The following is a 16,390-nucleotide window of genomic DNA, read 5'->3' on the forward strand; positions in this document are numbered from 1 at the left end:
GATCAGTCCACCAATCCGAAGCGGCGGATGTTGCGGTCGGCCGACGCCTGGATGCGGGCGACGACGTCGGTACGGGGCGGGTCCGCGAACAGGTGGGCGTAGCGGCCCTGCAGCTTGAGGTAGTCGTCCACGGGGATCCGCCGCCTGATCTTCGTCACGCCGGTGACCTCGCCGCCCTCGGCCTCGAACACGGGGAACAGGCCGGACTCGGTGGCCAGGCGGGCCACCCGGATCGTGTCGCAGGCCGCGGTGACCCAGCCGAGCGGGCAGGGCACCAGGACGTGCAGGTAGCGGGCGCCGCGGAAGTCCATCGCCCGGCGCACCTTGTACTCCAGGTCGCGCAGGTCGGCCACGGTCGCGGTGGCCACGTACGGGATCTCGTGCGCCATCGCGATCAGCGGCGCGTTCTTGCCCTGCCCGAACGCGTTGCCCGGCACGGGCGTGGTGGCCGTGCGCGCGGCCGGCGGGGTCGCGCCGGAGCGCTGCACCCCGGTGTTCATGTACGCCTGGTTGTCGTAGCAGATGTAGAGCACGTCGTCGCCGCGCTCGAACATGCCCGACAGGCACGCGAAGCCGATGTCGACCGTGCCGCCGTCGCCGCCCTGACCGACCACCCGCACGTCGGTGCGGCCCTTGGCCTTCAGCGCCGCCGCCACGCCCGTGGCGACGGCGGGGGCGTTGCCGAACAGGGAGTGGATCCACGACACCTGCCAGGCGGTCTCGGGATAGGGCGTGGAGAACACCTCCAGGCAGCCGGTCGCGTTCACCGCGATCATCCGCCCGCCGGTCGCCCGGATGGCGGCGTCGATGGCGTACCGGGCGCCGAGCGCCTCGCCGCAGCCCCGGCACGCCCGGTGGCCCGAGGTCAGCGCGTTGCCGCGATCGGGCGCCGCCTGGACGGCGCGCTGCTCCGGCGGCAGTAGCCGGTTCCCCACCGCGAAGCTGCCGACCTGGTAGAACTTCGTGCGTGGCGCGGGCATGGTCAGCCACCTCCGGCGAGATCGCGCAGCATGTTCTCGGCGCTCGGCCCCGAACGGCGCCGCGCCCGTACCCTGGCCAGCTCCCTCGCGACCAGGTCGCGGTCGAGGTCCAGGAAGGTCAGCGGCTCCGGCTCGCCCGCCGTGAGCAGGCCGCGCAGCGCCGCCCTGGTCACCGGCCGCCCGCCCAGGCCCGCCACGACCGTGCGCACCTCGGCGTCCGGCAGGGCGGCCCGCACGTCGGCGGAGACGATGCCGCCCACGCCGGTCGAGAAGGCCCGCTCGACGACCACGACGTGCCGCTTGCCGCCGAGCAGCGCGCGCAGCGCCTCGAACGGGAACGGGCGGAAGGTCGTCAGCGTCGCCGCGCCCACCGGCTCGCCGCTCTCGCGCAGCTCGTCGATCACGTCCTTGATCGTGCCGAGCACCGACCCGAGCGCCAGCACCACCGTGTCCGCGTCCTCGGTCCGGTAGCCGCGCACCAGCCCGCCCGAGCGGCGGCCGAACGCGGCCTCGAAGCTCGCGGCGACGGCCGGGATGCGCTCCAGCGCCTCCAGGTGGCGGGCGTGCGCGAGGTAACGCACCTCCGTGAACGCCTCCGGGCCCACCATGGCGCCGATCGAGACGGGATCGTCCGGATCCAGCACCTGGCGCGGCTCGTACGCGGGCAGGAACGCGTCCACCTGCTCCTGCGCCGGCAGGTCGACCCGCTCGAAGGCGTGCGTCAGCACGAACCCGTCCATGCACACCATCACCGGCAGCGACAGCTCCTCGGCCAGCGCGTACGCCTGCACGTGCAGGTCCACGGCCTCCTGGTTGGTCTCCGCGTACAGCTGGATCCAGCCGGAGTCGCGCTGCGACATCGAGTCGCTGTGGTCGTTCCAGATGTTGATCGGCGCGCCGATCGCCCGGTTGGCCACCGTCATCACGATCGGCAGGCCGAGCCCCGAGGCGTTGTAGAGCGCCTCGGCCATGTAGAGCAGACCCTGGCTGGCGGTCGCCGTGTACGTGCGCGCCCCGGCCGCCGACGCGCCGACGCACGCCGACAGGGCCGCGAACTCCGACTCCACGTTGACGTACTCGCACGTCCCGAGCCGCCCCGCCCGGGTGATCCGGCTGAGCGCCTCGACGATGTGCGTCTGCGGCGAGATCGGATAGGCGCAGATCACCTCGGGCCGGCACAGCGCGACCGTCTCGGCGACGGCCTGCGAGCCCTCCATCTGCCTAAGCACGAGCGGCCTCCCTCACGTAGGAGCAGGCTTCGGCCGCCGCGGCCGCGTTGGCCTCGGCCACCTGGCGGGGGAACATGGTGCGGATCGCGGCCTGCACCGACTCCAGCGACAGCACGCCCGTCAGCGCGCAGTACGCGCCGAGCAGCGCCGCGTTCGGCACCGGCTTGCCGAGGTGGCGCAGCGCGATCTCCGAGGCCGGCACGCTGTGGCCGGCGACGCCGAGCTCCGCGGCCGGCCGGGCCGAGTTGAGCAGCACGTGGCCGTCCGGGCGCAGCCCGGCCAGCACGTCGATCTGCCGCAGCAGGGTGACGTCCTGGACGATGATCGCGTCGGGCGCGGTGATCGGCTCGCGTACGCGGATCGGCCTGTCGGAGACGCGGCAGAACGACACCACGGGGGCGCCCGTCCGCTCCGAGCCGAAGGTGGGGAACGCCTGGGCGTACCGGTCCTCCAGGAAGGCGGCCACCGACAGCAGCTCGGCCGCGGTGACGACGCCCTGGCCGCCCCGGCCGTGGATGCGCGTCTGGTACTCCATGCTCCCGGTGTAGCCCGGCGGCCGGCGGCGGCTGGAGGGCCGAACGTCCCGCCCGCCGGGACTTTCGGCCCTCATCCCGCCCCTTGCCCCGGCCGGACCCTCGAAGGAGGAAACCGTGAGAGGGGTGGCCCATGCTCAGCATCGGGATCGTCAAGGAGACAGGCTCGGGCGAGCGCCGGGTGGCGATCACGCCCGACCTGGTGCCGAGGCTGCGCGCGGCGGGCCTGGCCGTGCTGGTCGAGGCCGGGGCGGGCGCCGCCGCCCGCTTCCCGGACGGCGCGTACGCGCAGGCGGGCGCGGAGATCGTCGACGACGTGTCCACGGACGCGGAGATCCTGGCCTGCGTGGGCCGTCCGCCCGCCGACCGGCTCCGGGCCGGGCAACTCGTCGTCGGCCTGCTGCACGCCGACCCCGCCTACGTCGCGGACCTGACCGCCAGGGGCGTGATCGCCGCCGACCTCGACCGGGTGCCGCGCACCATCAGCGCCGCCCAGCCGATGGACGCCCGCACCTCTCAGGAGAACGTGGCCGGCTATCGGGCCGCGATCCTGGCCGCCTGCACCTACGAGCGGTTCTTCCCGCTGCTCGTCACCGCCGCCGGCACCGCCCGCCCCGCCCAGGTGCTGGTGCTCGGCGCCGGCGTCGCCGGGCTGTCGGCGATCGGCACGGCCCGCCGCCTCGGCGCCGTCGTCGCCGGCTACGACATCCGGCCGCAGGCCAGGGCCGAGATCGCCTCCCTGGGCGCGAACGTCCTGGACATGACCACGCACGGCGGCGCGGGCGAGGGCGGGTACGCGCGGGCGCTGACCGAGGACGAGCAGCGGGCCGAGCGGGACGAGCTGGGCCGGCACGTGGCCCGCCACGACGTCCTCATCACCACCGCCCTCGTGCCCGGCCGCCGCCCGCCGCTGCTGGTGGGCGAGGCCGCGGTCAAGGAGATGCGGCCCGGCTCGGTGATCGTCGACCTGGCCGGCGGCAACGTCGAGGTGACCAGGCCGGGGGAGACGTACGTGACGGAGAACGGCGTCACCGTCATCGACGCGACCGGCCTGCCCGCCACGATGTCCGCCGCCGCCTCCACCGCCTACGCCCACAACGTGTGCGCCTTCCTGACCCACGTGCTGCGCGACGGCGCCCTCGCCCTCGACCCCGCGGACGAGATCCAGCGGGCCGTGATCGTCACCGGAATCGTCAGTGGGATCGTCAGTGGGACCGCCACCGGGAGCGCGGCATGAGCGTGCAACTGTTCGCCGACCTGAGCGTGTTCGTGCTCAGCCTGCTGCTCGGCTTCGAAGTCATCGGCCGCGTGCCGACGACCCTGCACACACCGCTGATGTCGGCGGCCAACGCGGTGCACGGCATCGTGCTGGCCGGCGCGCTGCTGATCACGCTGAGCGCGGACGACGCCCTCGGCTACGCGCTGGTGTTCGTGACCGCCGCGTTCGCCGCCATGAACGTCGTCGGCGGCTACGTCGTCACCGACCGGATGCTGGAGATGTTCCGCCCGCCCAGGGGAGAGCCGAGATGAACGGCTTCGACCTCGTGATCCGGCTGGTCTACCTCGCCGTCGCGGCCTGCTTCGTGCTCGGCCTGCACCTGATGAACTCGCCGGTCACCGCCCGGCGCGGCAACCTCCTGTCCGCCGCCGCGATGGCGGCCGGCGTCGCGGCCACCGCGGTCGTGCTCGTGCACGCCGCCACCGTCCGGCCATGGGCGTGGGCGGCGCTGGCCGCCGGCGCCGCGCTCGGCTCGGGCGCCGGCCTGCTGCTGGCCCGCCGGGTGCGGATGACGGCGATGCCGCAGCTCGTCAGCCTCTTCAACGCGGTCGGCGGCGGCGCGGCGGCCCTCATCGGCGTGCACGACGTCGCCCTGCACGTCTTCGGCACGCCCGGTGCTTCGCTGCCCGTCGTGCTCGACGTGCTGATCGGCGCCGTCACCTTCTCCGGCTCGCTGGTCGCCGCCGGCAAGCTGCAGGGCGTGGTGCCGAGCCGCCCGATCCTCTTCCCCGGTGCCCGCGCCCTGACGGCGGTGCTCGTCCTGGCCATGGCGGGGGCCTCGATCCTGCTGCTGACCGGGAACGGCGGCCTCGTCGCGTTCGCGGTGCTGGCCGTGGCCGCGCTGGCCTTCGGCGTGAGCATGGTCGCCCCGATCGGCGGCGCCGACATGCCGGTGGTGATCTCGCTGCTCAACGCGTTCACCGGCACGGCGGTGGCGATGGCCGGGTTCGCGCTCGGCAACGGCGTCCTCATCACCGCGGGCGCCCTCGTCGGCGCCTCCGGCACGATCCTGACCAAGCTCATGGCCGACGCCATGAACAGATCCCTGACCGCCATCATCGCCGGCGGCTTCGGCACCGGCGACGACAAACCCGTCGAGGGCCCGGCCGGCCAGGGACGCGTCCGGTCGCTGTCGGCCGACGACGCCGCCATCCAGCTCGCCTACGCCACCAGGGTCGTCGTCATCCCCGGCTACGGCCTGGCCGCCGCGCAGGCGCAGCACCAGCTGCACGAGCTGGCCCAGCTCCTGGAGCAGCGCGGCGTCCGCGTCTCCTACGCGGTGCACCCGGTGGCCGGCCGCATGCCGGGCCACATGAACGTGCTGCTGGCCGAGGCGGGCGTGCCGTACCCGCAGCTCGCCGACATGGAGGACGCCAACGCGGCGATGCCGCAGACGGACGTCGCCCTCGTCGTCGGCGCCAACGACGTCGTCAACCCGGCCGCCCGCCGCCCCGGCACGGCCGTGTCGGGCATGCCCATCATCGACGCCGACCGCGCCAAGAGCGTGATCGTCATCAAGCGGTCGATGGGCCACGGCTACGCGGGCATCGACAACGAGCTGTACACCGATCCCAGGACCGGCATGTACTTCGCCGACGCCAAGCGCGCCCTGGGCGAGATCACCGCCGCCGTCAAGGTGCTCGTCGGCTGAGACCATCCCTGGCCGCCGCCGTCACTCGCGCGGCGGCCACATGATCATGTACGTGGGGGCGACGACGAGGAAGTAGGCGGCCCCGGCCGCCAGCAGGCCCAGCACCGGCCCGAGCCACGGCGTCCCGCCCAGCAGCAGCGCCGCCCCGGCGAGCAGCGCCACCCAGACGACCAGCGACCCGATCAGGTAGAACCGCATGCCGTCGTGCCCCGGCAGCGCCAGCCCGACGACGCTGCCCGCCGCCAGCAGCGGGATCATCGAGCCGAACGCGCCGGGATGCCCGCGCAGGATGAGCGCGGCGCCGGTCCACATGCCGACCCAGACCACCGCCGACCCGATCTGGTGCACCCGCTCCATCCGGTGGATCCGCCGGGGTGCCATCGCCATCACGTCCTGTCCTCGTAAGACGGGCGCCCGCGGGAGGGCGGGCGCCCGATCGGCTGCCTGGTCACCGTGCGGGGGTCGGCTGCGCGGGCTCCGGGTCAGGGGCGACGGCCAGACGGATGCCGGCCAGCACCAGCCCCACCCCGGCCGCGAGCAGGACGATCGTGGCGATCACCAGCCCCGTCGCCAGCCCGCCCAGCCAGGGCAGCGTGGCGGCCACCGTGATGTCGGTCGTCACGCCGGCCGTGCCGTCGGCGTTCATGACGACGGCGGCCCAGTCGCCCGGCTGGATGTCCCAGGTCAGGGAGCCCGAGCCGGTCGCCGCCCAGAAGGTCTGCTTCCCGGGAGGCGAGGCGGGGGCCGCGCCCGGGTAGCGGTCGTAGGTGACGTCGCCGCTGGGGTAGGCCAGGCGGGCGATGCGCTCGTGGGCGACGCCGCGCAGGTAGGAGCTGACGTCGCTCTCGCGCGCGATGCCGATGAACAGCGGGCGCCCGGTGGTCTCGATCCGCACCCGGCCCACGCTCTGCCGCAGGAACCGCACGTTCTGCCCGGCGATCGTGACCTGCTCGGTCGTCAGGGCGTAGGTGGGGGTGCCCACGTGCTCGGCGCTGGTGCCGATGAAGCCGCCGGAGTCGCGGGTGCGGTCCAGCAGCGTCACGCCCGCGGCGGTGGCCGCGCTCGCCAGGCCGGCGAAGGCGAGCAGGGAGCCCAGCACGATGGTCACGACGGAGGCGGCGCCGTGCCGTACCGGGACGTGGGCGGGCCTGTCCATGCGGGGCAGCTCGTGGCCGCCCTGCTCCAGCCGGAACGGCGGGTAGGCGTCGGTCATCAGCGACGCGTACGCGGCCACCCGCAGCGACCACCGGTTCATGCCCATCACGAAGTCGTACAGGCCGTGCGGGTAGCGGCCGGTGAACAGCAGGGACAGGGCCGCGACGAGGACCAGCAGCCCGATCAGCCCGCCCCAGTCGAGCGTGTAGAACATCCCGCCGATCGCGTCGGGCGAGTCGCCGCGCCAGGAGATCGCGCTGCCGCTGCTGAACAGGCCCACGACGAGATAGTGCGGGATGGCCAGCAGCCACCACTTGACCAGCACCAGCCCGCGCGAGAGCCGCTCGGGGTAGTCGATCTCCAGCGTGGCGGGATAGTCCGGCGCCGGCCCCAGCGTGAACGGCGGATAGCGGTCGGTGGCCAGGGCGCCGTAGGTGTAGTAGGCCACCCGCCAGGTCCAGCGCAGCACGCCGACGTTGAAGTCGAAGAGCGCGCGCGGGTACCGGCCGGTGAACAGGATCGCGAAGAACGCGATGACGGTGAGGATCGCGAAGGCGACCCACAGCAGGCTCAGCACGATGTAGTGGGGGATCGCGAGGAGCCATTTGACGATCCAGAGGCCCCGGTTCAGCGGCTCTTCGAGCCGGGCCTCGACCCGTACGGGATAAGCACTCATCCTCCCAGAGCAGCACCGCCGGGCGGGGCTGCCTGCGGACGAAAGTCCCGACATGGAGGGTCCATCGGCCTTCTGGGGGCGGCCCGCGCCCGGGGGACGAGCCGCCCGCGGCTCAGGCGCCGCCCCACATCGGCAGGTCGGCGATGTCGTCGTGCTTGTACGCCAGCTCGTCGCGCACGGCCACGACCCCGTCGATGTTCTCGGCCAGGCGGAGCGCGGTGACGGCCTGGCTGCGCTCGGCGTACGTGCCGGTCAGCGTGACGACGGCGTCGTGCACGGCGACCTCGGCCTGGCCGTGCAGGGCCTCGCGGACCTCCTGCTCGATCTCCTGGTCCTGGCGCAGGAAGACCTTGATCAGGTCGCGGCGGCTGACGATGCCGACCAGCCGGCCGCCGGGGTCGACGACGGGCAGCCGCTTGACGCCGTGCCGGTCCATCAGGCGCGCGGCCGACACGATCGGCGCGTCCGGGGTGGTGACGTGCGCGGGGCTGGTCATCAGGTCGCCGGCGGTCTCGCCGAGCGACTTGCGGTAGCCGCTGCCCTCGCTGCCGGTCGCGTGCCGGATGCGGGCGCGCAGCGGCGGCCGGTAGTCGTCGCCGTAGTAGCGCTCCTTGAACTCCTCCTTGGCCAGCAGGTCGGCCTCGGAGACGACGCCGACGACGCGGTTGTCGTCGTCCAGGACGGGCATGCCGCTGACGCCCCGGCTGATGAGCAGCTCGGCGACGGTGTGGAAGCCGGCGCTGCGGTTGACGGCGGCGACCTCGGTGGTCATCACGTTCTCGACGGTGCTTCTCATGGCGCTCTCCTCAGGTGCTTGACCCGGACGATGCCGGGCACGGTGCGGGCGAGCAGGTCGGCGATGTGGTCGGCGTGCTCGTGCGGCGGCCCGCTCAGCTCGGCGACGCCGTCGTGCACGGCGACGTCCCAGCTCGGCCCGAACGGGTAGTGCTCGCGCAGCGCGGCCTCGACCGCGGCGCGCAGCTCGCCGTCGGGACGGGCCAGCATGGCCATCAGGTCGCGGCGGCTGATCATGCCGACGATCTCCTCGCCGCGGACCACGGGCAGGCTCTTGATCCGCTTGCCCACCATGAGGTCGATGACGGTGGTGACGTCGGTGGTCTCGGTGACGGTGACGGCCTCGCGGGCCATGACCTCCATGACCCGCCGGGGCGGCGGCTCCTGCGCCGCGTGCGGCGGCAGGACGGAGGCGCGCGGGTCGGGCCCGAACTCCCCGCGCAGCAGGTCCAGCTCGCTGACGACGCCGACCAGCCGGCCGGAGTCGTCCACGACGGGGGCGGCGGTGATGTCGTGGTCGTAGAGCGTCCGGATCGCCCGCCGCACCGGGTCGGTGCGGCGGACGGTGATCACCGGGCTGCTCATGACCTCGCGGACGAGCATGGCTACCTGGCCTCCCACTTGGAGTCGTCGGTCTTCCAGGTGAGCCGGTCGATCACGTCGACGACGCCGTTGACGCGGCGCGTCATGCGGACGGCGATGGCGGCCTCGGTGCGGCGCTCCATCCAGCCCGACAGCGTCACGACGCCCTGGTGCGCCTCGACGCGCACCCCGCCGGTCTCGACCCACAAGGTGCGGTCGAGGACGTCGTCGCGCACCTCGGCGGCGATGTCGTCGTCCGCGCGCAGGAAGAGCTTGACCAGGTCGCGGCGGCTGACGATGCCGGCCAGCCGCCCGTCGTGGTCGACGACCGCCAGCCGCTTGACGTCGTGGACGTCCATGAGGCGGGCCGCCTCGACGGCGGACGCCTCGGGGGAGACGCAGACGGCCGGGCTGGTCATCAGCTCGGCGGCGGTGTCGCCCGCGGCCTTCTGCCGCCCCTTCGGATGGCGCAGCCGGGCGCGCAGCGGCGGCCGGTAGCCCTCGCGGTAGTACTGCTCCCGGAACTCCTCCTTGCGCAGCAGATCGGCCTCCGACACCATGCCGAGCACCCGGTCGTGGCCGTCGGTGACCGGGACGGCGCTGATGCCGCCGGAGATGAGCGCTTCGGCGATCTCCTTGAACGGAGTGGTGGCGGTGACCGTGACGACCTTGGCCGTCATCACGTCCGCGACGGTCATGCGCATGGCGTTCCTCCTTGTCGCCCTTGTGTCGGTCGCCTTCATCACATCTCCCGAACGGCGCGCGATTCAGAGGCGAAGGTCCCGAACGGGACAGTCGTTGGTCAGCGTGGGCGCGGTGAGGGCGGGCGGGCCCGCCGGGCAGGCAGTGCCGGACGACCCCGGCACGAGGGCCGAAAGTCCCTGCCCGGCGGGCCGGAGCAGGAGTGACGCTGACGGCATGAAGCAGATCGTGCTGGGTTATGACGGATCGGACTTCTCCGTCCAGGCGCTCGACTGGGCGCTGGACGAGGCCGAGCTCAGGAAGCTGCCCCTGACCGTCGCCCACGCCTGGCAGTGGCCCTACGGTCAGGCGGAGGAGGAGGCCAAGGCCCACCTGCGCAAGGCGGCCGAGCACGTGCTCTGGCACGGCGCCGACTGCGCCCGCCGGACCAGCTCCGGCGTGGCCGTCGAGACGGACCTGCACGAGGGGCCCGCCGCCGAGCGCCTTGTGAAGCTCTCCCAGGACGCCGCGCTCGTCGTGGTCGGCTCGCGCGGGCTCAGCGCCCTGTCCAGGGCGGTCGTCGGCTCGGTGGCCGAGTACGTCGCCGCCCACGCCGGCTGCCCCGTGATCGTCGTGCGCGGGCCGGGGCCGCTGCCCGCCGCGACCAGGCCCGGCCCGGTCGTGGTGGCCGAGCCGGCGCCGGACGCCGCCGTGCTGGAGTTCGCCTCCGAGGAGGCCGCGCTGCGCCGGCTGCCCCTGTCGGTGTCGGCCACGTCCGCGTCGAGCGGGTGGGCGGCGCGCCACCCCGGCGTGCGGCTGCAGCCGGTCGCCGACCACGGGGCCGCCTCCCTCATGGTCGTCGGCCGCCGGCGGGCCACCCGCGCCGGCATCGCCGCGTTCCTGCTCCAGCACGCTCCCTGCCCCGTCGCCGTGGTGGGATGAGCCGGCATCGTCCTGCGTGTCACGTGCTGACCAGCTCGGCCGCCGGGCGGCGCGGGCTGCGGGCCACGTACGGGCCGTAACCCAACCGCATGATCATCTGCGGGTGGCCGCGCCGGTGGTGCGGGTCGCGGCGGTGGCGCATGTCCCGCAGGTCGAGCGGCTGGTTCAGGAACGACGCCGACACGTCGTGCCGCGCGGCGACCAAGAGCACCCGCTGCAGCGCCTGACCGGCCCGCAGCCAGTCGGCGGGGCGGTCGCCCATCGTGGTCAGCACCGCGAGCTGCGGCCGCTCCTCGAAGCGCGCCTGCCCTTCGTGCCGCCCGAAGTCCCGCACCGGCGCGGGGTCCCTCAGCGGGTGCGGCCCGTGCACGTAGCCGGGCATGCCGTCGTAGCGCGCGCCCGGCATCGTCCAGGCGGCCAGCTCCGCCCGGTAGTCGTGGTCGCGGGCCAGCTCGTCCTCGGCGATGGCCACGTAGTCGAGCATGTCGGCGGTGGCGTGCCGGTCGAGCGGCACGAGGGCGGCGCCCTCGCGGGAGGCGGCCCGCCGCAGCGCGGACATCACCGAGCGCGGCACACCCCGCTCCAGGAACGGCACCCGGCTCGTGCGGCGCACCGGGATGAGGTCGTACAGCTCCCGATACTCGCCGGGAACGGCCAGCGCCCCGCCCGCCCGCACGGCCGCCAGCAGCCCGGGCTCCTCCTCCGGCGACGGCAGCAGCCACACCAGCGGCCGCCGCCCCGCCGTCCGCACGGCCAGGCGCAGGTTGAACAGCGCCGCCCCGCAGGACACGTACTGGTTGCGGCCGTTCGGGTCGCTGACGCGCAGGCGCCGGTCAGGGTCGGCGAGCACCTCGACGTACTCCTGACGCACCACGCGGAAGCGCCAGGGCTGGGTGTTGAGCACGGACGGCGCCTGCCCGGCCGCGACCAGCAGCCGCCGGACGCCGAGCTCGGTAGCGAGTGAAGCGGACATCGCACACCTCCTGCGATCGACGCTTCCGCACGGGACCGCCCGCGGTGAGTGCCGGACGGCCTCCTGCCCGGTGCCAAAGGTCCCTGCCCGCCCCCGCTGCCGGAGGTCCTGGAGTAAGGACCAATGTCCGGCGGCGCAGGGCCGTACGGCACTGAGCGTCAGAGGTGGCGGACGGTGTGATGGGGGTGTGACAAGGACTGCACGACGGAGCTGACAAGGGAGGCTCGTCATGGCCACCACCATCCACAAGCCGGCGGGGACCGGAGAGCTCGCCGCCCGCCTTCCCGCCGACTACGTCTGGGCCGCCGCCCGGATCTCGATCGGCTGGATCTTCCTGTGGGCGTTCCTGGACAAGACCTTCGGCTGGGGGTTCGCCACCCCGGCGGCCAAGGCGTGGGTCGCGGGCGGCAGCCCGACGACCGGCTTCCTGAAGGGCACCGGCGAGAACGCGCTGGGCGGCTTCTTCGGCGGGCTGGCCGGACAGGCGTGGGTGGACTGGCTGTTCATGGCCGGCCTGCTCGGCATCGGCCTGGCCCTGATCCTCGGCATCGGCACCCGCGTCGCCGCCGGCGCCGGCACGCTCATGCTGGTCCTCATGTGGGCCGCCGAGCTGCCCCTGGCCAACAACCCCTTCATGGACGAGCACCTCGTCTACGCGATCGTCCTCATCGGCCTGGCCCTCGCCGGCGCCGGCACCACGTTCGGGCTCGGCAACCTGCCCGTCGTGCAACGCAACGCCTGGCTCAAGTGACCCCTCACGGCCGCCGCCCACCCCCACCGCGAAGGGGGTGGGCGTTCCGCCGTCCGGAGCCCGCTCAGGCGGGCAGGCCGTTGCCGAGGAACAGCCTGTAGTGCACGGGGACGCGCGAGACCACGTCGCCGGGGGCCGCGCTCACGCACATCCAGAACGCCCCGGGCAGGAGCGGGTCGCCCGCCTGCACGGACGTGGCGAAGAAGTCGGATTTTTTCTCTCGGTCGCCTGGCTGCCGCCGTCGTGAGACGTGCCGGTCATGTCCGCATGTCGACATAGGCGCGAGAACCCTTCAGGGAAGGACGCGCCCATGACGATCTCTCTCGACCCTGGCTCTCTCGACACCGGTAGCTACACGGTCGGCATGGCCACCACCCCCGCCGACCTCCAGGCGGCCCAGCGGCTGCGGTACACGGTCTTCGCCGGGGAGATGGGGGCGCGGCTCGACAGCCCGGTCTCCGGCCTCGACGCCGACCGGTTCGACGCCTACTGCGACCACCTGCTCGTCCGGGCCGGCGACGAGGTCGTGGGGACGTACCGGCTGCTGCCGCCGGGACGTACGGACCGGCTCTACTCCGACGGCGAGTTCGACCTCGCGGCGCTCAGGCCCCTCAGGAAGGGCCTGGTGGAGGCGGGCCGCACCTGCGTCCACCCGGACCACCGGGACGGTGCGGTGGTCGCGCTGATGTGGGCGGGGATCGCCCGTTACATGGTCGCGGGCGGCCACCAGTGGCTGGCGGGCTGCTGCTCGGTGCCGCTCGACGACGGGGGCGCGGTGGCCGCCGCCGTGATGGAGCGGGTGCCGCTCGGCCCGGAGGAGCACCGGGTGCGGCCGCGCACGCCGTGGCGGCGGCCGGCCGGGGTGGCGCTGCCCGACCGGTTCGTGCCGCCGCCGCTGCTGCGCGGCTACCTGCGGCTGGGGTCGTGGGTGTGCGGGGCGCCCGCGCACGACCGGGACTTCGGCACGGCCGACTTCTTCATGCTGCTGTCGATGGCCAACGTCAACGCCCGCTACCTGCGCTTCTTCCTCGGCGAGCCCCTGTGAGCGCCGTCCTGCCGCCACCGGCGACGCGGCTCAACCCGTGGCGCCCGCTGGGGCCGTGCACGCCCGCGACCTGCGTCGGGGATCCCGCCGTCGCGGTGGGCCCCGTCCGGCGCCTGGCGCGCCTCCTGGGCGTCGTGGCGGTGGTGCTGGGCGGCGTGCCGGTGGCCCTGGCCTGCCGCATGCTGCCGCGGGTGCGGCCCACGCGGCTGTGGGCACAGCTGTTGCTGCGGGTGCTGGGCATCCGTCTGGAGGTGCGCGGGGCTCTTGATGCCTGCGGTACGGGAGCGCTCGTGGTGGCCAACCACATCTCCTGGCTCGACCCCCTCGTGGTGGCCGCCACGGTGCCGTCCAGGCCACTCGCCAAGCGGGAGGTCGCCGGCTGGCCCGTCATCGGGACGCTGGTGGCGGGGGCCGGGGCGCTGTTCATCGACAGGGAGCGGCTCATGGCGCTGCCCGGCGCCGTGGCGGCCGTGGCGGAGGCGCTGCGGGCGGGGGACACGGTGGTCGCCTTCCCCGAGGGCACCACGTGGTGCGGGCGGGGGATGGGCGGGTTCCGCCCGGCGGTGTTCCAGGCGGCGATCGACGCGGGGGCCGTCGTCCGGCCCGCCACGCTGCGCTACCGCGAGGGGCCGCGGCCCTCCACCCGCGCCTGCTTCGTGGGGGACGACTCGCTGCTGGCGTCGCTGCTGCGGGTGGCCGCCACCCGTGACCTGGTCGTGGAGGTGACGCTGCTGCCTCCCGTGACGCCCCGGCCCGGCTCCGGCGGCCCGTCCGCGAGAGCGGAGCTGGCCGCGATCGCCGAGTCCCGCGTACGTGCGGGCGTGCCCGGCCGCCACCTGCCGGGAGAAGGCGTTTGATGCGGCCGGGACGATGGTAGGGGGCTTTTAGCAGGGGATCTGGAGATCGCCCCGCTATCGGAAGCCTTCGTCGGAGAAGGCGTGATAGGCGGTCTCCGCGGTTGCCGAGACCGCCGGATCGGGGGAACCCAATGCGCAAGACGCTCACCGGGCTGGGCCTGGCGTTCTTCTTGACGCTGGCACCAGCCGCCGCAGCGACCGCCGACACACCGGTCCAGCCGGTCGCTCAGAGCCAGGTGACGCCCGCACCACAGGACAACAACAGGGACGACGGTGGCGGCAACGCCGGGCTGTGGGGGCTGCTGGGCCTGCTCGGCCTGCTGGGCATGGCCGGCATGCGGAAGCAGCGCGACCACGTAGGCACCGCCGAGCACATGCAGCACCGCTCCACGCGGCCGTAAGAGGGCCGCGCCCCGGCCCCGCGCCGGGGTGAACGTTCACTAGGTGACACGGCCGCCGGCAGGTCGGCCGTGTCGCCACGTCTTGCGGTTTCTTATCCAGCCGGATAACTTTATCCGCATGGATAAGAAATGGGCGTCCGTGCGGGCGCTCTTCGTCGCCGTCCTCGTCATCTCCGTCGCGACGCTCGGCGTCACCGCCCTCGTCGGCGGCAACTGGGTCATGTGGCTGCGCGCCGCCGCCGTGGCCGCCGCCTCCGTCTGGCTCGTCGCCCTGACCCGGCAGGCAGCCCGGGGCAGGAGGGCCGCCTACGTACGCATCCGCTTCGTCAGCCTCGCCGCGCCCCTCGGGATCGTGCTCATCCTGCTCGCCCCCGACAGCGGCTACCCCGGCTGGATGAAGGCGGAGCAGGCCGTGGTCGGCGTCCTCGTCGCCGCCGTCGCGCTGATCGTCAACCAGCGGGCCGTGCGGGAGGCGTACCCCAAAGGTGGCAAGCTGGGGTGACATGAGAAGCTCCGGGACCCGTCAGGCGGCCACCGCGGCGCGCAGGGCGCAGATCGCCTCCGCCGCGATCGCCGTGCTCGCCGAGCGCGGCTACGCGGAGACCACGTTCGAGGCCATCTGCGAGCGGGCCGGGCTCAGCAGCAAACGCCTCATCACCTACCACTTCGCCAGCAAGGACCGGCTGCTCGAAGCCGTCGTGGAGCAGGTCGTCGCCGACGCCGCGGCCTTCATGCGCCCCGCGCTGGACGCCGCCGCCGGCGCCCGCGCCCAGCTTGAGGCGTTCATCAGAGCGAACCTCGCCTTCGTCGCCCGCCATCCCGGGCACGTGCGCGCGGTGCGGCAGATCGCCTTCAACCAGGCGCCCGTCGGCGGGCAGGAGCGTGACGCCGCCATCTCCCGGCTGGCCGGGCTGCTCGCCGACGGGCAGCGCACGGGGGCCTTCCGCCCGTTCGACCCCGTGGTGATGGCGGCGGCCCTGCGCGCCTGCCTCGACACGATGGCCGAGCGGGTGGCCGACGGGCTCGACGCCGACGCCTGCGCGGACGAGCTCGTCGAGCTGTTCGACCGCGCCACCCGCGCCGATCCGTCACCCGGCCGGCCGGTCTGAGCCGTCACTCGGGCGGCCGGTCCGAGTTGTCACCCGGCCAGCCGGTCCGAGCGGTGCAGCACGGTGGCGGGCGGGCCCTGGGCCAGCAGCCGGCCGCCGTCGAGCAGCAGGCAGTGATCGGCGCGCAGGGCCGCCGCCGGGTCGTGCGTGACGTGCACGATCGTCACGCCACAGGCCCGCTCCTGGTCGAGCACGCCGGCGATCTGCCGGGCGGCGGTGGCGTCGAGGCCGGTCATGGGCTCGTCCAGCAGGAGCAGGTCGGGCTCCTGCGCGAGCCCCTGAGCCAGGAGCACGCGCTGGCGCTGGCCGCCCGACAGCGTGCTCAGGCGGTGCGCGGCCAGCGGCGCCAGGTCGAGCGCCGCCATGCAGGTCTCCACGACCGCCCGGTCGTACGCGGTCAGCCGCCGCCACGGGCCGCGCGACGCCCAGCGGCCCATCGACACCGCCTCCCGTACGGTGATCGGCAGCGCGTCGGAGACCGCGTCGCGCTGCGCCACGTACCCGATCCGGCCGGCGCCGCCCAGGTCGACCGTGCCGCCCGCCGGGCGGATGATCCCGGCCAGCACGCCGAGCAGGGTGGACTTGCCGGAGCCGTTGGGGCCGACGACCGTGGTGACGCCCGGGCGGGGCAGCCGGGCCGACAGGCCGCGCAGGACCGTCCTGCGGCCGTAGCCGGCGGTGACCTCGCTGAGCACGACCGCGTCGGTGACCTTCATGCGCCCTCCACCTGAAACTGACAACGGTTTTCATT

The 16,390-nt window shown here is 74.0% G+C and carries 21 protein-coding genes; 10 read left to right on the forward strand and 11 right to left on the reverse strand.

Annotation, left to right across the window (positions count from 1 at the left end):
- Positions 1-2: 2 nt before the first annotated feature.
- Genes HCN51_RS04580 through HCN51_RS04590 form a run of 3 tightly spaced genes read right to left on the reverse strand, consistent with a single transcriptional unit; the run spans position 3 to position 2,744 of the window.
- A complete protein-coding gene (locus HCN51_RS04580; RefSeq protein ID WP_168007065.1) occupies positions 3-980 on the reverse strand; it encodes a thiamine pyrophosphate-dependent enzyme in 978 nt (325 codons plus the stop codon).
- A 2-nt stretch (positions 981-982) separates the two neighbouring features.
- Entirely contained in the window at positions 983-2,209 is a 1,227-nt protein-coding gene (gene porA, locus HCN51_RS04585; protein ID WP_168007067.1) for a pyruvate ferredoxin oxidoreductase, read from the reverse strand.
- On the reverse strand, positions 2,202-2,744 hold the full coding sequence (locus HCN51_RS04590) for a 2-oxoacid:acceptor oxidoreductase family protein (RefSeq protein ID WP_168007069.1): 543 nt from the start codon (positions 2,742-2,744) through the stop codon (positions 2,202-2,204). The genes porA and HCN51_RS04590 overlap by 8 nt, the downstream gene beginning before the upstream one ends.
- Before the next feature lie 131 nt (positions 2,745-2,875).
- Between HCN51_RS04590 and HCN51_RS04595 the strand changes: the two genes are divergently transcribed.
- The 3 genes from HCN51_RS04595 to HCN51_RS04605 are packed head-to-tail and all read left to right on the forward strand — an operon-like array spanning position 2,876 to position 5,672.
- On the forward strand, positions 2,876-3,979 hold the full coding sequence (locus HCN51_RS04595) for an NAD(P) transhydrogenase subunit alpha (RefSeq protein ID WP_168007071.1): 1,104 nt from the start codon (positions 2,876-2,878) through the stop codon (positions 3,977-3,979).
- Positions 3,976-4,272: an NAD(P) transhydrogenase subunit alpha part 2 gene (locus HCN51_RS04600; protein WP_080039409.1), complete on the forward strand. Its 297-nt coding sequence runs from the start codon at positions 3,976-3,978 to the stop codon at positions 4,270-4,272. The genes HCN51_RS04595 and HCN51_RS04600 overlap by 4 nt, the downstream gene beginning before the upstream one ends.
- Positions 4,269-5,672 (forward strand): NAD(P)(+) transhydrogenase (Re/Si-specific) subunit beta, encoded by a 1,404-nt coding sequence (locus HCN51_RS04605; protein WP_168007073.1) that lies wholly within the window; start codon positions 4,269-4,271, stop codon positions 5,670-5,672. The genes HCN51_RS04600 and HCN51_RS04605 overlap by 4 nt, the downstream gene beginning before the upstream one ends.
- A 21-nt stretch (positions 5,673-5,693) precedes the next feature.
- On the opposite strand, the gene HCN51_RS04610 is transcribed toward HCN51_RS04605, so the two are convergent.
- From HCN51_RS04610 to HCN51_RS04630, 5 genes are all read right to left on the reverse strand, one after another.
- Complete coding sequence (locus tag HCN51_RS04610; RefSeq protein ID WP_168007075.1) at positions 5,694-6,059, reverse strand: hypothetical protein; 366 nt, start codon at positions 6,057-6,059, stop codon at positions 5,694-5,696.
- A 61-nt stretch (positions 6,060-6,120) separates the two neighbouring features.
- Positions 6,121-7,503: a DUF4389 domain-containing protein gene (locus HCN51_RS62115; protein WP_168007077.1), complete on the reverse strand. Its 1,383-nt coding sequence runs from the start codon at positions 7,501-7,503 to the stop codon at positions 6,121-6,123.
- Between the two features lie 112 nt (positions 7,504-7,615).
- Positions 7,616-8,299 (reverse strand): CBS domain-containing protein, encoded by a 684-nt coding sequence (locus HCN51_RS04620; RefSeq protein WP_168007086.1) that lies wholly within the window; start codon positions 8,297-8,299, stop codon positions 7,616-7,618.
- A complete protein-coding gene (locus tag HCN51_RS04625; protein WP_168007088.1) occupies positions 8,296-8,901 on the reverse strand; it encodes a CBS domain-containing protein in 606 nt (201 codons plus the stop codon). The genes HCN51_RS04620 and HCN51_RS04625 overlap by 4 nt, the downstream gene beginning before the upstream one ends.
- 2 nt (positions 8,902-8,903) lie before the next feature.
- Positions 8,904-9,584 carry a CBS domain-containing protein gene (locus HCN51_RS04630; protein WP_240972398.1) on the reverse strand — a complete coding sequence of 227 codons (681 nt, stop codon included), beginning with the start codon at positions 9,582-9,584 and terminating at the stop codon, positions 8,904-8,906.
- Positions 9,585-9,798: 214 nt separating this feature from the next.
- Here HCN51_RS04630 and HCN51_RS04635 point away from each other — a divergent pair, with 214 nt between their 5' ends.
- A complete protein-coding gene (locus HCN51_RS04635) occupies positions 9,799-10,503 on the forward strand; it encodes a universal stress protein (RefSeq protein WP_168007091.1) in 705 nt (234 codons plus the stop codon).
- Between the two features lie 19 nt (positions 10,504-10,522).
- Here the strand turns inward: HCN51_RS04635 and HCN51_RS04640 are convergent, their stop codons facing one another.
- Positions 10,523-11,476, reverse strand: coding sequence for an Acg family FMN-binding oxidoreductase (locus HCN51_RS04640; protein WP_168007093.1), 954 nt, complete (start codon positions 11,474-11,476; stop codon positions 10,523-10,525).
- A 229-nt stretch (positions 11,477-11,705) separates the two neighbouring features.
- Here HCN51_RS04640 and HCN51_RS04645 point away from each other — a divergent pair, with 229 nt between their 5' ends.
- Positions 11,706-12,227, forward strand: coding sequence for a DoxX family membrane protein (locus tag HCN51_RS04645; protein WP_168007095.1), 522 nt, complete (start codon positions 11,706-11,708; stop codon positions 12,225-12,227).
- A gap of 64 nt (positions 12,228-12,291) precedes the next feature.
- On the opposite strand, the gene HCN51_RS04650 is transcribed toward HCN51_RS04645, so the two are convergent.
- Positions 12,292-12,504 (reverse strand): hypothetical protein, encoded by a 213-nt coding sequence (locus tag HCN51_RS04650; RefSeq protein WP_168007097.1) that lies wholly within the window; start codon positions 12,502-12,504, stop codon positions 12,292-12,294.
- 33 nt (positions 12,505-12,537) lie between these two features.
- On the opposite strand from HCN51_RS04650, the gene HCN51_RS04655 reads away from it, so the two are divergent.
- The 5 genes from HCN51_RS04655 to HCN51_RS04675 all read left to right on the forward strand — a co-directional run bounded on the left by HCN51_RS04655 (position 12,538) and on the right by HCN51_RS04675 (position 15,639).
- Positions 12,538-13,272 carry a GNAT family N-acetyltransferase gene (locus HCN51_RS04655; protein ID WP_168007099.1) on the forward strand — a complete coding sequence of 245 codons (735 nt, stop codon included), beginning with the start codon at positions 12,538-12,540 and terminating at the stop codon, positions 13,270-13,272.
- Complete coding sequence (locus tag HCN51_RS04660; protein ID WP_168007101.1) at positions 13,269-14,129, forward strand: 1-acyl-sn-glycerol-3-phosphate acyltransferase; 861 nt, start codon at positions 13,269-13,271, stop codon at positions 14,127-14,129. Before HCN51_RS04655 ends, HCN51_RS04660 begins: the two co-directional genes overlap by 4 nt.
- Before the next feature lie 131 nt (positions 14,130-14,260).
- On the forward strand, positions 14,261-14,530 hold the full coding sequence (locus HCN51_RS04665; protein ID WP_080037769.1) for a WGxxGxxG family protein: 270 nt from the start codon (positions 14,261-14,263) through the stop codon (positions 14,528-14,530).
- A gap of 118 nt (positions 14,531-14,648) precedes the next feature.
- Positions 14,649-15,032: a hypothetical protein gene (locus tag HCN51_RS04670; protein WP_168007103.1), complete on the forward strand. Its 384-nt coding sequence runs from the start codon at positions 14,649-14,651 to the stop codon at positions 15,030-15,032.
- A 1-nt stretch (position 15,033) separates the two neighbouring features.
- Positions 15,034-15,639, forward strand: a complete 606-nt coding sequence (locus HCN51_RS04675) for a TetR/AcrR family transcriptional regulator (RefSeq protein ID WP_168007105.1) — start codon at positions 15,034-15,036, stop codon at positions 15,637-15,639.
- Positions 15,640-15,668: 29 nt separating this feature from the next.
- On the opposite strand, the gene aztA is transcribed toward HCN51_RS04675, so the two are convergent.
- Positions 15,669-16,355: a zinc ABC transporter ATP-binding protein AztA gene (gene aztA, locus HCN51_RS04680; RefSeq protein ID WP_168007107.1), complete on the reverse strand. Its 687-nt coding sequence runs from the start codon at positions 16,353-16,355 to the stop codon at positions 15,669-15,671.
- Positions 16,356-16,390 lie beyond the last annotated feature (35 nt).

Source organism: Nonomuraea composti, from assembly GCF_012034275.1.
GTDB lineage: Bacteria > Actinomycetota > Actinomycetes > Streptosporangiales > Streptosporangiaceae > Nonomuraea > Nonomuraea composti.

Bases quoted from the DNA above. Each gene is read 5' to 3' on its own strand.
- HCN51_RS04580 (WP_168007065.1), bottom strand. From the start codon at position 980: ATGCCCGCGCCACGCACGAAGTTCTACCAGGTCGGCAGCTTCGCGGTG.
- HCN51_RS04590 (WP_168007069.1), bottom strand. From the start codon at position 2,744: ATGGAGTACCAGACGCGCATCCACGGCCGGGGCGGCCAGGGCGTCGTC.
- HCN51_RS04595 (WP_168007071.1), top strand. From the start codon at position 2,876: ATGCTCAGCATCGGGATCGTCAAGGAGACAGGCTCGGGCGAGCGCCGG.
- HCN51_RS04600 (WP_080039409.1), top strand. From the start codon at position 3,976: ATGAGCGTGCAACTGTTCGCCGACCTGAGCGTGTTCGTGCTCAGCCTG.
- HCN51_RS04605 (WP_168007073.1), top strand. From the start codon at position 4,269: ATGAACGGCTTCGACCTCGTGATCCGGCTGGTCTACCTCGCCGTCGCG.
- HCN51_RS04610 (WP_168007075.1), bottom strand. From the start codon at position 6,059: ATGGCGATGGCACCCCGGCGGATCCACCGGATGGAGCGGGTGCACCAG.
- HCN51_RS62115 (WP_168007077.1), bottom strand. From the start codon at position 7,503: ATGAGTGCTTATCCCGTACGGGTCGAGGCCCGGCTCGAAGAGCCGCTG.
- HCN51_RS04620 (WP_168007086.1), bottom strand. From the start codon at position 8,299: ATGAGAAGCACCGTCGAGAACGTGATGACCACCGAGGTCGCCGCCGTC.
- HCN51_RS04625 (WP_168007088.1), bottom strand. From the start codon at position 8,901: ATGCTCGTCCGCGAGGTCATGAGCAGCCCGGTGATCACCGTCCGCCGC.
- HCN51_RS04630 (WP_240972398.1), bottom strand. From the start codon at position 9,584: ATGCGCATGACCGTCGCGGACGTGATGACGGCCAAGGTCGTCACGGTC.
- HCN51_RS04635 (WP_168007091.1), top strand. From the start codon at position 9,799: ATGAAGCAGATCGTGCTGGGTTATGACGGATCGGACTTCTCCGTCCAG.
- HCN51_RS04640 (WP_168007093.1), bottom strand. From the start codon at position 11,476: ATGTCCGCTTCACTCGCTACCGAGCTCGGCGTCCGGCGGCTGCTGGTC.
- HCN51_RS04645 (WP_168007095.1), top strand. From the start codon at position 11,706: ATGGCCACCACCATCCACAAGCCGGCGGGGACCGGAGAGCTCGCCGCC.
- HCN51_RS04650 (WP_168007097.1), bottom strand. From the start codon at position 12,504: ATGTCGACATGCGGACATGACCGGCACGTCTCACGACGGCGGCAGCCA.
- HCN51_RS04655 (WP_168007099.1), top strand. From the start codon at position 12,538: ATGACGATCTCTCTCGACCCTGGCTCTCTCGACACCGGTAGCTACACG.
- HCN51_RS04665 (WP_080037769.1), top strand. From the start codon at position 14,261: ATGCGCAAGACGCTCACCGGGCTGGGCCTGGCGTTCTTCTTGACGCTG.
- HCN51_RS04670 (WP_168007103.1), top strand. From the start codon at position 14,649: ATGGATAAGAAATGGGCGTCCGTGCGGGCGCTCTTCGTCGCCGTCCTC.
- HCN51_RS04675 (WP_168007105.1), top strand. From the start codon at position 15,034: ATGAGAAGCTCCGGGACCCGTCAGGCGGCCACCGCGGCGCGCAGGGCG.
- aztA (WP_168007107.1), bottom strand. From the start codon at position 16,355: ATGAAGGTCACCGACGCGGTCGTGCTCAGCGAGGTCACCGCCGGCTAC.